Source organism: Clostridium sp. DJ247, assembly GCF_014231265.1.
Window position 1 is genome coordinate 31,094 of sequence record NZ_JABAIW010000028.1, and the last position, 16,160, is coordinate 47,253.

The 16,160-nt window shown below is 32.1% G+C and carries 16 protein-coding genes; 13 read left to right on the forward strand and 3 right to left on the reverse strand.

From position 1 onward, the window contains the following. The first annotated feature begins 22 nt into the window (after positions 1–22). The 9 genes from pxpB to HGI79_RS12495 all read left to right on the forward strand — a co-directional run bounded on the left by pxpB (position 23) and on the right by HGI79_RS12495 (position 10,450). On the forward strand, positions 23–727 hold the full coding sequence (pxpB, locus tag HGI79_RS12455; RefSeq protein WP_185651041.1) for a 5-oxoprolinase subunit PxpB: 705 nt from the start codon (positions 23–25) through the stop codon (positions 725–727). Beyond that, positions 724–1,728 (forward strand): biotin-dependent carboxyltransferase family protein, encoded by a 1,005-nt coding sequence (locus HGI79_RS12460; protein WP_185651014.1) that lies wholly within the window; start codon positions 724–726, stop codon positions 1,726–1,728. Before pxpB ends, HGI79_RS12460 begins: the two co-directional genes overlap by 4 nt. A 275-nt stretch (positions 1,729–2,003) precedes the next feature. Next, the gene (locus HGI79_RS12465; RefSeq protein ID WP_185651015.1) at positions 2,004–3,701 is read left to right on the forward strand and encodes an acetolactate synthase large subunit; all 1,698 of its coding nucleotides are present in this window, start codon (positions 2,004–2,006) and stop codon (positions 3,699–3,701) included. A 344-nt stretch (positions 3,702–4,045) separates the two neighbouring features. Continuing rightward, a complete protein-coding gene (locus HGI79_RS12470) occupies positions 4,046–4,753 on the forward strand; it encodes an MIP/aquaporin family protein (RefSeq protein WP_185651016.1) in 708 nt (235 codons plus the stop codon). Between the two features lie 103 nt (positions 4,754–4,856). Next, positions 4,857–5,417 carry a glycerol-3-phosphate responsive antiterminator gene (locus HGI79_RS12475; RefSeq protein ID WP_395939540.1) on the forward strand — a complete coding sequence of 187 codons (561 nt, stop codon included), beginning with the start codon at positions 4,857–4,859 and terminating at the stop codon, positions 5,415–5,417. Positions 5,418–5,684: 267 nt separating this feature from the next. After that, positions 5,685–7,175, forward strand: a complete 1,491-nt coding sequence (glpK, locus tag HGI79_RS12480) for a glycerol kinase GlpK (protein WP_185651018.1) — start codon at positions 5,685–5,687, stop codon at positions 7,173–7,175. Between the two features lie 169 nt (positions 7,176–7,344). Next, positions 7,345–8,781, forward strand: coding sequence for an NAD(P)/FAD-dependent oxidoreductase (locus HGI79_RS12485; protein ID WP_185651019.1), 1,437 nt, complete (start codon positions 7,345–7,347; stop codon positions 8,779–8,781). Positions 8,782–8,817: 36 nt separating this feature from the next. Beyond that, complete coding sequence (locus HGI79_RS12490; RefSeq protein ID WP_185651020.1) at positions 8,818–10,077, forward strand: NAD(P)/FAD-dependent oxidoreductase; 1,260 nt, start codon at positions 8,818–8,820, stop codon at positions 10,075–10,077. A 4-nt stretch (positions 10,078–10,081) separates the two neighbouring features. Next, positions 10,082–10,450 carry a DUF1667 domain-containing protein gene (locus HGI79_RS12495; protein ID WP_185651021.1) on the forward strand — a complete coding sequence of 123 codons (369 nt, stop codon included), beginning with the start codon at positions 10,082–10,084 and terminating at the stop codon, positions 10,448–10,450. Between the two features lie 152 nt (positions 10,451–10,602). Here HGI79_RS12495 and HGI79_RS12500 read toward each other — a convergent pair whose 3' ends face one another. Then, a complete protein-coding gene (locus HGI79_RS12500; protein ID WP_241428207.1) occupies positions 10,603–11,586 on the reverse strand; it encodes a 3D domain-containing protein in 984 nt (327 codons plus the stop codon). 256 nt (positions 11,587–11,842) lie between these two features. On the opposite strand from HGI79_RS12500, the gene HGI79_RS12505 reads away from it, so the two are divergent. Beyond that, positions 11,843–12,307, forward strand: a complete 465-nt coding sequence (locus tag HGI79_RS12505; protein WP_185651022.1) for a cysteine hydrolase family protein — start codon at positions 11,843–11,845, stop codon at positions 12,305–12,307. 110 nt (positions 12,308–12,417) lie between these two features. Here HGI79_RS12505 and HGI79_RS12510 read toward each other — a convergent pair whose 3' ends face one another. Together HGI79_RS12510 and HGI79_RS12515 are read right to left on the reverse strand one after the other, a co-directional pair. Further along, positions 12,418–12,747: a LiaI-LiaF-like domain-containing protein gene (locus HGI79_RS12510; RefSeq protein WP_185651023.1), complete on the reverse strand. Its 330-nt coding sequence runs from the start codon at positions 12,745–12,747 to the stop codon at positions 12,418–12,420. Then, entirely contained in the window at positions 12,720–13,241 is a 522-nt protein-coding gene (locus HGI79_RS12515) for a hypothetical protein (RefSeq protein WP_185651024.1), read from the reverse strand. Before HGI79_RS12515 ends, HGI79_RS12510 begins: the two co-directional genes overlap by 28 nt. A gap of 408 nt (positions 13,242–13,649) precedes the next feature. On the opposite strand from HGI79_RS12515, the gene HGI79_RS12520 reads away from it, so the two are divergent. The 3 genes from HGI79_RS12520 to HGI79_RS23270 all read left to right on the forward strand — a co-directional run bounded on the left by HGI79_RS12520 (position 13,650) and on the right by HGI79_RS23270 (position 16,142). Then, entirely contained in the window at positions 13,650–14,342 is a 693-nt protein-coding gene (locus tag HGI79_RS12520) for a response regulator transcription factor (protein WP_185651025.1), read from the forward strand. After that, the gene (locus tag HGI79_RS12525) at positions 14,339–15,859 is read left to right on the forward strand and encodes an ATP-binding protein (protein WP_241428208.1); all 1,521 of its coding nucleotides are present in this window, start codon (positions 14,339–14,341) and stop codon (positions 15,857–15,859) included. Before HGI79_RS12520 ends, HGI79_RS12525 begins: the two co-directional genes overlap by 4 nt. Positions 15,860–16,019: 160 nt before the next feature. After that, positions 16,020–16,142: a hypothetical protein gene (locus tag HGI79_RS23270; protein WP_278046706.1), complete on the forward strand. Its 123-nt coding sequence runs from the start codon at positions 16,020–16,022 to the stop codon at positions 16,140–16,142. Positions 16,143–16,160: the final 18 nt, after the last annotated feature.

Consider the following 16,160-nt stretch of genomic DNA (forward strand, 5'->3'; position numbering starts at 1 on the left):
TAATAATGAATTTAACCTTCAGATGTTTCCACTTGGTGAATCGGCAATTGTGGTGGAATTTGGGAAGAAGATTCATCCAGAGATACACAAAAAGGTAAAAGTATTAACGGATTATCTTCATGCAAATCCATTTCCGGGAATGATTGAAGCTGTATCGGCATTTTCAAGTGTTACAGTGTTTTATGATGTTATAAAAGTTAAAGGTTTGCAAGCTAATTATATAGAAAAACATGAACTCTCTTATAAAATAGTTGTATCCCTGCTTCAGCAAGTTTTATCAAAGTTGGATCAGTCCCTTTATAATGAAAGGAGAGCTGTAGAAATCCCTGTATGTTATGGTGGGGAGTTGGGACCGGATTTAGAATATGTGGCGGAATATAACAAGCTTACTGTGGATGAGGTAGTGAAAATTCACTCAAGTAGGGAATACCTTGTTTATATGATAGGTTTTGCTCCTGGTTTCCCATATTTAGGTGGAATGTCTGAACAAATCTCCACTCCTAGGCGTCAGTGTCCACGTATGTTGATTCCAAAAGGAGCAGTAGGAATTGCAGGAATGCAAACAGGTGTTTATCCCATCAGCACTCCAGGAGGGTGGCAGTTGATTGGTAGTACTCCATTAGAATTGTTCCGTGCCAATGAATACCCTCCAAGTCTTCTTCAAGCAGGTGATATTGTAAGGTTTCGCCCAATTTCACATGAAGAATATAAGGAGGAGTATCTGTGAGTATAAAGGTTCTTAATCCTGGACTTCTTACAACTATTCAAGATTTAGGGCGATATGGATATCAAAAGCATGGAATTATAGTTAGTGGTGCCATGGATGCTTATTCTCTTCGGCTTGCTAATTTTTTAGTGGGAAATGAAGATGGTGAAGCTGCAATTGAGATTACGTTAATAGGCCCTTCACTAGAAATAGGGGAAGGTACACTTTTTGCTATCACTGGTGGGGATTTGTCACCTACAATCAATGGAGTGCCCGTTCCAATGTGGAGACCTGTTTATCTGCATAAAAAAGGTGTTCTGCAATTTGGAGCTTCTAAGTCAGGTTGTCGTTCATATTTAGCTGTAGCAGGCGGATATAATGTTCCAGAAATTATGGGCAGTAAAAGTACCTATCTTCGGGCAGGAATTGGTGGTTTTAAAGGACGGGCATTGCAAAAAAACGATGTACTTCAGTTTAGATTACCTAAAGGAAAGAGCATTCAGATTACACAGCAGTTGACAAGGAAAAGTTCATCTAATGTATTTGTTTCGACAGATTGGTATTTAAAGGGAGAACTTATGCCACAGGACTTAGGGCACATTTGCGTTGGAGTTATACGTGACAGACAATTCCAGCAATTCACTTTAGATAGCAAAAATCAATTTTTTAATCTTCCATTCAAGATTACATCGCAATCAGATAGAATGGGATACCGTTTGTCAGGGCCAAATTTAAAATTACAGGAATCTTTAGAAATGATTTCAGAAGGGGTATCTTTTGGAACAATTCAGGTACCACCAGATGGAAATCCTATTATTTTACTTGCCGACAGGCAAACCATAGGTGGATATCCTAAGATTGCACAGGTAGCAGCGGTAGATATTTCTAAAGTGGTTCAGAGTAAGCCGGGAGATAAAATTTTGTTTCAAGAAATTTCTTTGGAAGAAGCAGAAAAACTCTATATAGAAAGAGAAAAATATATTGGAAGCCTTAGAGCTGCGGTTAACTTAAAATTTTATTAGTTGGAGTATTAGGGGAATTTGAAATTGTTTTAATGAAATTATGCTAAAAAGTTGTACGAAAAATTATGAATTTGAAAAGAATTAGCTGACATTATATGATTTTTTATAAAAATTTCAAAAAAGTTTTTTGTAGGTTTCAGTATTACAGTATAGATTTTTGTAGATTAAGGTGTAGTATATAAGAAATTTCTTTATTAACTTTAAGTATGTAATTTTGATATCTAAATTACATATTCTAGACAATATATTTTTATAATGTACAAGGAGATAACAGCATGGAAAAAAACAATGAAAAACAAAAACAACAAACCACCCAACAAAATAACTCCAAAAACAATAATCAAATAAATACTGCAGATTTACTTGTTAAATGTCTTGAAAGTGAAAAAGTAGATTTTATGTTTGGTATACCAGGAGAAGAAAATATTACATTTATGAATGCATTAAAGGATTCAAGTATAAAGTTTATAACTACTCGTCATGAACAAGGAGCTGCTTTTATGGCTGATGTTTATGGAAGATTAACAGGAAAACCAGGAGTATGTCTTTCAACTTTAGGACCTGGAGCTACCAACTTAATGACTGGAGTTGCGGATGCTAATCTGGATGGAGCTCCTCTTGTAGCTATTACTGGACAAGTAGGTACAGACAGAATGCACATAGAGTCCCATCAGTATCTTGATTTGGTTGCAATGTTTGCACCAGTAACAAAATGGAATAAGCAGGTAGTAAGACCAGATACGGCCCCTGAAATTGTGAGAAAAGCTTTTAAAATGGCTGTATGTGAAAAACCTGGAGCAGTTCATATAGATTTACCTGAAAATATTGCAGCTATGCCTGTTGAAGGTTTACCATTAAAGCACGTAGAATTAGAAGAGAGCTTTGCTTCTTACAGTAGTATAGAGAAGGCAGCAGTAGCAATTTCTAGAGCTACAAAGCCTATAATTTTAGCAGGAAATGGTGCTATCCGTGCAGAAGCTAGTGCTGCTTTAGTTAATATGGCAGAAAGATTAAATATACCTGTAGCCAATACTTTTATGGGAAAAGGTATAATGCCATACACTCATCCGTTATCATTATGGAGTATAGGACTTACTCAAAGAGATTATATTAATACAATTATAGAAAAAGCAGATTTAGTTATTGCTGTTGGTTATGATTTAATTGAATATGCTCCAAAAAAATGGAATCCAAAAGGAGATATAAAAATAATACACATAGGGGTAGAAAAAGCAGAAATAAATAAATGCTATGTTCCTAGTGTTGAAGTTGTTGGTAATATATCAGATTCTCTATATGAAGTAACAAGGCGTTCATCAAAACATGAAGAAGAAAGCTATGCATTAGAAATTAAAAGAAAATTAGTAGATGAGCATGAATCCTATGCTGATGATACTAGCTTCCCTATGAAACCTCAAAAAATTCTTTATGATTTAAGACAAGTTATGGGACCGGATGATATAGTAGTTTCAGACGTGGGAGCACATAAAATGTGGATAGCACGTCACTACAATTGTTTAAAACCAAATACTTGTATAATATCTAATGGATTTGCATCTATGGGTATTGCTATTCCAGGGGCTGTAGCTGCAAAATTAGTTAATCCAGATAAAAAAGTAGTAGCGGTAACAGGAGATGGAGGCTTTATGATGAATAGTCAGGAGCTTGAAACTGCTGTTAGAATAGGAACACCTTTTGTAACTTTAATATTCAATGATTCAGCTTATGGACTTATAAAATGGAAGCAGGAGGAACGTTATGGAAATTCAGCCTTTATAGGTTTTACAAACCCAGACTTTGTAAAATATGCTGAAGCTATGGGGCTTAAGGGATATAGAGTAAATAAAGCTGAAGAGTTAATGCCTATACTTAAAGAAGCTTTAGAGCAGAATGTTCCTGCTGTAATAGATTGTGCTGTTGATTATAATGAAAACTTAAAACTTACAAATACCTTAAAAAATTTAAATATATAAATAGAATTCCTACTCTTTACTCTCATTTTAAACAGCATTCAATCTTATTAATACTTTAATTAGGAAAAGAGTATTATGTGATGTAATTTTTGATGAATACAAAGCATATAAATAAAATATAACATTCAACAGCATATAGAAGTTTTTCCAAATATACGTTATATTTAAGTTAGGTTATAAATTTAAATTAAGGCGCAGAGATTTAGAGAGCCGCTTTAAAAAAGTAGTATACAGCTTTTTTAAAGTCGGCTTTTTTGCATGAAATTCATTTTAGACAAGCTCTTAAGTGATAAACATGTAACCGGTTGCAATAATATATAAAAATTAAAGGAGGCTTTTAAATTATGACAACAAAATTACTTGCAGAGTTCTTTGGTACCATGATACTAATTTTACTAGGAGATGGTGTTGTTGCAAACTGTCTATTAAGTAAAAGCAAAGGTCAAAATGGTGGATGGATGGTAATAACTTCTGGTTGGGCTTTTGCAGTTGGAGTTCCTGCATTTATTTTTGGAGGAATAAGTGGAGCACATTTTAATCCAGCTTTAACTATAGCACTTGCAGCCATTGGAAAGTTCGCCTGGGCTCAGGTTCCGGGATATATAATAGCTCAAATGTTAGGTGGATTTGTAGGAGCAGTACTTGTATGGCTTCTTTACCTACCACATTGGAAAGAAACTGAGGATAAAGGTGCAAAATTAGGTATATTCTGTACTGGACCAGCTATAAGAAGCTATGGTTCAAATTTTCTTACAGAAGTTATTGCCACAGCAACTTTAGTATTTGTCATAGTTGGACTAGGTAGTGTAAAAGCTGCAGATGGAATGGGAACAATATTTGTAACAGCACTTATATGGGGATTAGGTCTTTCACTTGGTGGTCCTACAGGATATGCTTTAAATCCTGCAAGGGACTTAGGACCAAGAATTGCACATGCAGTATTACCCATAGCAGGTAAAGGTGATTCCGACTTTCAATATTCCTGGATACCAGTTTTTGGGCCTATAGTTGGTGCTATGGTTGGAGCAGTCCTATTTGTAACTGTGTTTTAACAATAAATACAACCGAAATATAAAAGTTGTTTAAAATAAAAGGAAATAATGGTAGAATTAACCTGTTAATATAAAAATAAAATTAAAGGAGTTCTTGGAAATGATAAGACTAAAAGAAACTTTGTTAGAAAATCCTATAATAGCAGCAATAAGAAATAATGAAGATTTAAAAAACTCTTTAGATACCAGAGCCTCTGTAGTATTTGTATTATATGGTGATATTTTAAATATAAAGGATATATGTTCAAGGTTAAGAGAAAAGAATAAAATAGTATTTGTTCACGTAGACTTAATTGAAGGACTTAGGGGGGACTCAGCAGGAATAAAATATATAAAAGAAAATGCAGATCCTCATGGTATAATAAGCACTAAAGCTTCAAATATAAGATATGCAAATCAATTAGGGTTGCATACAATACAGAGACTTTTTGTAATAGATTCTCTTTCTTTAAGGACAGGCATAAAGAGTATCCACGAAACTAAGCCTAATGCTGTTGAGGTTATGCCAGGCATAGCAAGCAAAATAATAGATTCACTACAAAAAGAAATAAGCCCATATATAATAGCAGGAGGACTTATAAATACTAAAAAGGATATAATGGATTCATTAGGAGCAGGAGCTTTAGCTATATCTACTACATCAAAGGAATTATGGGATCTATAAAGTGAATCTTAGTTGAACCAATCCAGCACAGGGCAGCCCTTAACTTCTCGTTTATTAAAATCGTAGGTCTTAGGTCTGGTAATTAAATAACCAAAATTTTATTTTGAATTTTGGTTTTAAAATTGTTATTGAAAACGTATAAATACTTAAAGGCAGAGATTAGGAGAGCCGCATAAAAAATAGTCAAGTCATTGACTCTATTTTAGTGCGGCTTTTTTATGAAATTAATAATAAAAAATTTATGAAAGTAGGAGAGGTGATTTTAAAATGGCAAAGTATATAATGGCTTTAGATCAAGGTACTACAAGTTCAAGATGTATATTATTCAATGAAAAGGGACTACCTGTAAGTGTTTCTCAAAAAGAATTTAGGCAGATATATCCAGAAGCAGGATGGGTTGAACATGATCCTATGGAAATATGGGCTACACAATTTGGAGTAGCTGCAGAAGCTTTATTTAAGGCTAATCTAAAAGCTGAGGATATAGCAGCTATTGGAATTACCAATCAGAGAGAAACTACTTTAGTTTGGGATAGAAGAACAGGTCTTCCAATATATAATGCAATAGTATGGCAGTGCAGAAGAACCTCTGAATATTGTGATGAATTAAAAGAAAAGGGTATAGATAAAATTGTAAAAGAAAAAACAGGATTAATTCTAGATGCATATTTTTCAGCTACAAAAATAAAATGGATACTTGATAACGTTCCAGGAGCTAGAAAAGAAGCAGATAAAGGAAATCTTGTTTTTGGAAATGTAGATACTTGGATTATATGGAATCTTACAAAGGGAAGGGTTCATGTAACCGATTACACAAATGCATCTAGAACAATGCTTTTCAATATACATGAGTTAAAATGGGATAAAGAATTATTAGATATACTTAATATACCAGAAAGTATGCTGCCTGAAGTAAAGCCATCAAGTTGTGTATATGGTGAAACAGATGAAGCTTTATTTGGAATACCTATTCCAATAGCAGGAGATGCTGGAGATCAACAAGCTGCATTATTCGGACAAACTTGCTTCCAGCCAGGAGCAGCTAAAAATACTTATGGTACAGGATGTTTCTTGCTTATGAATACAGGGGAAAAGGCAGTGGAATCTAAAAATGGATTACTTACTACTATAGCCGTTGGAATAGATGGAAAAGTTGAGTATGCTTTAGAAGGTAGTATATTTATAGGAGGAGCTTCAATTCAGTGGCTAAGAGATGAACTTAGAATGATAAAGTCTGCAGCAGAATCAGAAAGCTATTGTACAGCTGTGGAAGATACTAATGGAGTGTATGTAGTTCCAGCCTTTGTTGGTATAGGAGCTCCATATTGGGATCAATATGCAAGGGGAACAATAGTAGGTCTTACAAGAGGGGCTAAAAAAGAACATTTTATAAGGGCTACAGTTGAATCTTTAGCATATCAAACTTATGATGTATTAAAGGCTATGGAAGAGGATTCAGAAATAGAGCTTAAAGTATTAAAGGTTGACGGAGGAGCCTGTGCTAATAATTTCTTGATGCAATTTCAAGCGGACATACTAAATGTTCAAGTTGATAGACCAGAGGTAACAGAAACTACAGCATTGGGTGCTGCGTATCTAGCAGGTCTTGCAGTGGGGTATTGGAAGGATAGAGAAAATGTAGCTAAAAACTGGGCTTTATCGAAAAGCTTTAGCAAAGGCATGGATGAACAAAAGAGAGAAAAACTTTTAGTTGGATGGCATGAAGCAGTAAACAGATCTTTAGGTTGGGCAAAATAATTTTATTCCACACTTGAAAATATTATTTAAATATGGTAAAATAAAGATATAAATTGAAAATTTAATTAATTATGGCGGAGTTTTAGAGAGCCAATTTAAGATAAGCGTAAAAGTTTATCTTAAATTGGCCCTTTTTATTATGTCTCAGATTCTAAGGAGGTATGTAATAATGTATGATATTACTATTATAGGAGCAGGTGTAATAGGATGTTCTATTGCTAGAGAGTTATCTAAATATAAATTAAAAGTGTGTGTTCTAGAAAAAGAAATAGATGTTGCTAGCGGGACTACAAAGGCTAACAGTGCTATTGTCCATGCTGGTGAAGATCCAAGACCTGGGAGTTTAAAAGCAAAATTAAATGTTAGAGGTAACTCAATGTTTGACAAGCTGTCTGAAGAGTTAGATTTTCCATTTAAAAGAAATGGATCTTTTGTTCTATGCTTTAGTAAGGAGGATATTCAGGCACTAGAAGACTATAAGGCAAGGGGAGAAGAAAATGGAGTTCCAGGTATGGAAATCTTAACTAGAGAAGAAGCTTTAAAAATGGAACCGCACCTCTCAGATGAAGTGGAAGCAGTTTTATATCTGCCATCTGGTGGTATTGTCTGTCCATATGAAATGACTATAGCTTTAGCGGAAAATGCTTATTCTAATGGGGTAGAATTTAAATTTGAAACAAAAGTAAAAAATATAAAAAAGAAAAATGAGTTTTATTTTATAAGTACAAATAATGGAAGTATAGAAACAAAATTAGTTATAAATGCTGCAGGGGTATTTGCAGATGACTTAAATAATATGATTAGTGATGAAAAAATAAATATAATTCCAAGAAGAGGACAGTATTGTTTATTTGATAAATCTGTAGGTAATATGGTTACAAGAACCCTTTTTCAATTACCTACTAAATTAGGAAAAGGAGTTTTAGTAACTCCTACTGTAGATGGCAATTTATTAATTGGTCCTAATGCTGAAGATATTGAGGATAAAAATGATTTTACAACCACTGCAGAAGGACTTGATTTTGTTGCTAATAAAGCAAAAAGAAGTATAAAAGAAGTTCCTATGAGGCAATTAATAACATCCTTTTGTGGACTTAGAGCTCATGGAGATAAGGAGGATTTTATAATAGGTGAAGTGAAAGATGCTGAAAATTTTATAAATGCAGCGGGTATAGAATCACCAGGACTTTCAAGTGCTCCTGCTATAGCAGAAATGATTGAAGAAATAGTTGTAGAAAAATTATGTCCAGAAAAGAAAATGGACTTTAATCCTATTAGAAAAGGTATACCTAAGTTCAGAGAAATGAGTAATGATGAGAGAAAGAAAATTATTTCAAAGGATCATAAATACGGAAAAATAATATGTAGATGTGAAATGGTAACAGAAGGGGAAATAGTAAATTCTATAAATAGGCCCCTTGGAGCAAAAACTTTGGATGGTGTTAAGAGAAGAACAAGAGCTGGTATGGGAAGATGTCAAGCGGGTTTCTGTTCTCCAAAAATAGTAGAGATTCTATCAAGAGAATTGAAGGTGTTACCTACAGAAATCACTAAATTCGGTAATGGTTCTAATATCTTGGTAGGTAAGGATAAAGAAGATATTTAAATAATAATTTAAAGAATTATATTGGAGGGTTAGATAATGCAAGAATATGATATAGTGATAATTGGTGGAGGACCAGCGGGTCTTGCTGCGGCTATTTCAGCTAAGGAACAAGGAGTAGAGAATATATTAATTCTTGAAAGAGACAATCAGCTAGGTGGAATACTAAATCAATGTATACACAATGGATTTGGACTTCACACTTTTAAAGAAGAGTTAACAGGACCAGAATATGCTGAAAGATTTATTGATATAGTAGAAGAAATGAAAATACCATATAAATTAAATACTATGGTAATTGATATAAATAAAGACAAATTAATTACGGCAGTTAATGAGGATGATAGAATAATTGAAATAAAGGCAAAAGCTATTGTACTTGCTATGGGATGCAGAGAAAGACCAAGAGGAGCTATAAATATACCAGGAAGCAGATGTGCAGGTGTATATACGGCAGGTGCGGCTCAAAAGTTCGTAAATGTTGAAGGGTACATGCCAGGAAAAAGTGTTGTAATTTTAGGTTCAGGAGATATAGGTCTTATAATGGCACGAAGAATGACCTTAGAAGGAGCTGAAGTTAAGGCAGTAGTTGAACTTATGTCATATTCTGGCGGCCTTAAAAGAAATATAGTACAATGTCTTGATGATTTTGATATACCTTTAAAATTAAGCCATACTATAACGAATATAAAAGGTAAAGATAGGCTTGAAGGTGTTACTATTGCAGCTGTAGATGAAAATAGAAAACCAATAAAGGGAACCGAGGAATATATACCTTGTGATACTTTACTTCTATCAGTAGGACTTCTTCCAGAAAATGAACTGTCAAGAAATGCTGAAGTTAAACTTTCTAATATAACTGGTGGACCAGAGGTAGATGAAAGTCTTAAAACAAATATAGATGGTATATTTGCTTGTGGAAACGTACTTCATGTACATGATTTAGTGGACAATGTTACTACTGAAAGCTATAATGCAGGAAGAAATGCTGCTAACTATGTAAAAGGCAAGAGATTTGATGGTGACAAGATAGAAGTTACTGCACTAGAGGGAGTGAGATATACAGTTCCTAAATATATAAATCCTGAAAACTTGGAAGATGTAATAGCTGTAAGATTTAGAGTTGGAGATGTATTTAAAGATAGTTATGTGTCCGTTTATTTTGATAATTATAGAGAAATGCATATAAAGAAACGAATTCTTACTCCAGGAGAAATGGAAACTGTAAAGCTTAAAAAGGAACTATTTTTCAAGTATCCTAATTGTGAGAATATAACTATCAAGATAGAAAGGGAGTAATTATATGAATACAAGGGAATTAGTATGTATAGGATGTCCTATGGGATGTGCGTTGCAAGTAAAAATAGAAAATGATGAAGTTATAGATGTTACAGGACAAACCTGTAAAAGAGGAGAGGAATACGGAAAAAAAGAATGTACTAATCCTACAAGAATAGTAACTTCAACTGTTGTTGTGGAAGGTGGAGAAATAGATGCACTTCCAGTAAAAACTGAAAGTGATATACCTAAGGGTAAGATATTTGAATGTGTAAAGGCTCTAAAGGGAGTTATAGTAAAGGCTCCAGTAAAGATCGGTGATATTATAGTTGAAAATGTTTTAGGTACAGGGGTTAACATTATAGCTGCTAAAAAAATTGATAAAGTCTGTTAGAAAAAGGAGGTGTCCTGAAAACTAGTTAGAGACAACCTAAAAATAAGCATAACAAAACAAGCCTACCTTTGGGCGGGTTTGTTTTGATTTAAGCTTTTGTAATAATTGAGAATAGAGGTCTATAAAATTTTTAGTACTATTATTAAAGAATCTTAATCAAGTATGTAAACCTTAACCTGTGTTCTTCCCCAATTCCGTGCTTCAGAATCTGATTGAAAAAACACATCTATTATGTTTCCTTTAATAGCTCCACCTGTATCTGCTGCAATAGCATATCCATAGCCTTCCACATAAACTTTGGATCCTAACGGTATAACTCTAGGGTCTACAGCTATAGTACTATACCCACTGGAATCTCTTCTTGTTGCAGTACCTGATGCTGTAATGCCATCCCCTGAATATGCAGTTGCTTCCATGTTCAGTACTTGTGAGTATGAACTGGAAATGGATTTACCACGAGATAAGGTACCATCATTAAAGCCTGTACTATCATTAAAAGTTAACTGTCCAGAAGTATTTGCAGTTTCATTAGCTAGTAAGTCTTTTCCTGTTACTTTGCTAAGAAGCTTCCTTTGTTCACTTACGTTTTTATTTAACTTTGATAGATTACTTTCATTACTTTTCTTTAAGGCTTCTAATTTATTCTTCTCACAAATTAATGCTTCCTTTTGATTTGCTATAGTTTGTCTCTCCTCTTTTAATTTAATAATAATTTGGTTATCAAATTCTAATACTTTTGTAACCATATCTAATCTTGATATAAAATTACTTAAACTGTTTGATGTTAGAATTACATTAAGATAGCTATGACCACCGTTTATGTATATAGCTCTTACCCTTTCTTTAAACAAATCTTCCTGTGCTTTTGTGGTATTTTCTATAGCATCTAATTTAACCTGTGTATTTTTAATATCTTCCGCAATCTTATTCATGTCCTTTTTATTACTATCAATTTTATTTATTACCTCATCAATTTGTTTATCCAATTCTTGAACTTTTGCCTGTAATTCTTTCTCTTCACCTTGAGTTTGCTTAAATGAATCTGATGTGATAGTGCTTGATGCAGCAAAAACGTTGCTATGTATTATTACAGTCAACGCTAGCATCATAATAACAGGTAACGTTTTTTTATTCAATTTGTTTTCCCTCCTAAGCTAGTTATCAACTCATTTTTATATTTTAAATTCACTAATGTTCTTAATTATATCATTAAAATGTATTAATTTCAAATTTATGGAAATAAAACAGTTGAGTATTAGGTTAATTTTAGTTTTTAATTACACGAAATTTATATATACTGGAATTATGTGGTAGAAAAGCAGTTTTCTATCAGCACAATTTTGTAGATACAAGTGTACAATTAATAAAGTAAAATATTAGAAGTGATGAAATATGATAAGTAAAGATGAATTTTTAAACAGAAGCAGCAGTGCTCTTGAAGAGATTTATGATATGATCAATGATTCAAAAACAATAAATATAAAGGATTTAGAACCAAATAATACAGCCTTAATTATTGTAGATATGATTAATGGTTTTGTAAGGGAAGGGATGCTAAAAAGTTCAAGGGTTGAAGGGATTATTCCAGATATAATAAATATATCAAAAGCCTGTGATGAATTAGGTATGGCAAAGATTGCGTTTGCTGACAGCCATACTGAGGCTTCACCTGAGTTTCATTCGTATCCTGTTCATTGTATCAGAGGAACTTCAGAAGAACAAATAGTGGATGAAATTAAAAAAGTAGGAGGATATAAACTTATTTCTAAAAACTCTGCTAATGGATTTTTAGAAGAAGAATTTCAGCTATGGCTTGCTGTAGGTATCTATAGCTATAAAAACAGGGTTATCTGTTGAGGTTATAGAAGGAATTTAGGATATTAACAAGCTGTAAACAAAGTTTTTTGTTTACAGCCTGCTTCATTTTGGTTTCTAGCATATAAAATCAAAATAGAAATTTAAGTGTACTAATTAATATAATTTCTATAAAATAAAGGGGAACTTGGATCTAAAAAATCTCCAACTAATTTGCTTAGTACATAGGTACCGAATGAGAAGAATAGCATAGTTACTATAAGAATAAAACTTATAAAATCGTATTTTAGTGGAATATCTTTCTTTAGAGCAATGTCATTTAATACTAATACTTCAATGCCAAGAGAAACAAGTATTAAAGGCCAAAATTCTAAGATCTTTTTTTCTAAAGGTATATTAAATACTGTAATTAAAAAATAAACTATTCCTAAAACTATTAAAAGTATTCCAAGGGTTAAAGTTCCGACTCTTCTTGATTGCATAGTTTATCACCAGCCTTTGCAGCATATTTTTTTCTTCTAAGTAATAAACAGCCTATTGTAATAAGTATAAAGGATATAATACAGGACTTAGTATATCTAATTATTTCATAATCAATATAATTAGAAGCTAATGGAATTAATATATTGTTAACTATTGAAAGAATGCCCATTAGTATCAAAACATAAGCTATATATTTGTCTACCAAGTTATTTTTCATTAAATCATCAAAAGATCTAACATTTGAAAATATAGGTAGGTTATCGTCTTTAAGTAGGTTTTCCTCTAAACTCTTTAACCTTACATCAAAGATACTGTAAAACCATACTATTGGAAGAAAAATTAACAAAAAGTCCAATTGAAAAGATGCTGCTATAAAAATTATAGAAAAAAATAGTAGCATAAGTTGGATTCCTTGTTTAATAAGACCTAAATACATATGACCTGCTCCAGGTACAAGTGAAAAGAATAAGGCTAATTTTCTAGAATGTTTCAATGGTTATCACTCCTTAATTTTATTTAATTAATGCTTATATAAAGTGAAATTTCACTTTGTTGAATAATTTGGAAGTACCTTATATAAACAAGTTTACTACTAAAATCTTAAAATAAAAACACCTAAATTCTTAAGTTTTTCTTAAGTTCTTTACATTGAGTTATAGGGGGCTCTTAGGTGGAAACTTAACTTATACGACCGAATATGTTGCCAAACTTCAGCACGTTAAAAACTTTTTATCAGTCTAAAGTTTTTAAATGTGCCTTCAGTTTTGGCAACATATTCCTACGTATAAGTTAAGTTTCGAGCTTGAAACCCTATATTGAGGGATAAAAATTGCTGCATTGAAGTTTAGATTTATTTTGTTATAATTGAATAGAAATAATATTTGTACTGAAAGGAAGAAGTATGTTAAAAGAAACTATCCTTGTGGTTGATGATGATAATGAAATTAGAAATCTTATAGGAATATACTTGGAAAATGAAGGGTTTAAGGTTATTAAATGCTGTAATGGATTAGAAGCTTTAGAAACTTTAGAAAGTGAAGAAATTCACCTTATAGTTTTAGATATAATGATGCCTAAAATGGATGGTATTGAAGCCTGTATGAAAATAAGAGGAAGTAAAAATATGCCTATTATAATGCTTTCAGCTAAAAGTGAAGATATGGACAAGATATTAGGACTTACTACAGGAGCAGATGATTATATAACTAAACCTTTTAATCCATTAGAACTTATAGCTAGAGTAAAATCTCAAATTAGAAGATATACAAAATTAAATAATATTAATACAGCAAGAACTGAAAATATAATTGAAATTGAAGATTTAACTATAAATGTAGATACTCATGAAGTGAGAGTTGGAGATAGATTAGTAAACTTGACACCTAGAGAATTTAACATATTAGAACTCCTCAGTAAGAATAAAGGAGTAGTATTTAGTACTGAAAAGATATACGAAAGTGTATGGCAGGAACAATTTTATGAATCAGATAACACTGTTATGGTTCATATACGAAAAATACGAGAGAAAATTGAAGAGAACTCTAGAAAACCTAAGTATATAAAGACTGTTTGGGGAGTTGGTTATAAAGTTTGAAAAATAAAAGACAACTTTTTATAAAAAAATTTTATGATTTTTCAAAGGATAAAGTGAGTAGAAGCATAAGGCTTGAGCTTATGGTTGCTTTTGTAATATGTGTTTTGGCTGCTTTTATTGTGGGAACCTGGTATGATGGAAACTATAAAGAAAAGCATATGATTGCGGAAGTAGATTACAGTAGTGGAATTCAGCGTATATCTAGTGAAGGTGATTACGTAAGAAGTAAAATTGAAAGTAAATCCCTTAGTATAAACAATGAAAAATTAATAAATGAAATTATAGTTTCAGCAGAAAATTATAATTCCAAGAATACTACAGTAAAATTATATATAACAGATAAAGATGGTAGAGTACTATATAAATCTAAAAATTCTAAAGAAAATTCCCTTAATATGCATGACTTAATAAGGAGGTCAGCAGAATTTAGAAGAGAGTATAATAATTCTATTAAAATTGATACAGATAATGGTATTGTGAAAAAAAGAATAGTTTTAGATAAAGTAAAAGAATATGTAGAAATAGATTCTATAAGTTTTTCAGAGGATAAAGCTTATTTAGTAATAACAGGGATACCAGAGATAAAAACTACTTACATAAGGCCAAATGGTTCCCCCATATCTGTAATTCAGGGTATAGTGGTTTTTATAGCATTATTTTATTTTTTAACTAGTAAGAAAATGAGATATATAGAAAAAGTATCAGAAGGGCTGTTTCAGATAGCCAAAAATAATTTGGATTATAGAATAGAAATACAAGGGAAAGATGAGCTAGCTAAACTTTCAGATAACATAAATTTTATGGCAAAAGAGCTTAAAGAAAGAATAGAAAGAGAAAGGTCTGCAGAGAAAACAAAAAATGAACTTGTAACTAATGTATCACATGATTTAAGAACTCCTCTTACATCAATAAAAGGTTATTTAGCACTTGTAAAAGATGGAAGATACAAGAACGAAACAGAACTGGAGGACTTTGTTAACATAGCCTACAATAAGTCCGAAAAATTGGAGGTTTTAATAAAAGATCTTTTTGAATACACTAAACTCAATAATAATGGCATGAGCCTTAATATACAAAGTATTTCTTTAAATGAATTATTAGAACAGTTGATAGAAGAATTATACATCATATGTGAAGAAAATAATATAATAATAAAGAAAAAAATGCCAGAGAAAAAAATTTATGCTGAAGTGGACGGAGATAAAATAGTAAGAGTATTTGAAAATCTTTTAATGAATGCCATAAGATATAGTCCTAAACCGGGAGAAATAAAGCTAAAGTTATGGAGTGAGGAAAAGGCTATAGTAGCTTCCATAGAAAATGAGTGTAAAGATATAAAGAAAGAAGACTTGGACAAAATATTCCATCGATTTTATAGGGTGGATAAGTCCCGTTCAGAAGGTACTGGAGGAAGTGGTTTGGGACTTGCTATATCGAAAAGCATAGTGGAATTACACGGAGGGAAGATATGGTCTGAAATACATGGAGAAAATATAATTTTTTTTGTTAAGTTATAGGTTATTATTCAGAAGTTTCGCATCTAAGTTTAAGTAAAAATTTAGATGGCGTAAGGTGTACTTGTAGGGATTTTAAGGAAAATTCTATAAATAGAAATCTATTTATGTGTGATTATTTAACTGCTACTGCGTACAAGTTTTAAGCTTATTACATAAGAAGATGGTCAAGGAAAAAGAACCAGCTAATAAGTTGCTTGAGAAAAAAATTGCTATAGGTGTTGAATTCATAGAATCAAGTCTGCAGTTATCACAAAATGCAAGCTTGATTCTTCAAAATTTGTAAGACAAACTCAAGTTGCTT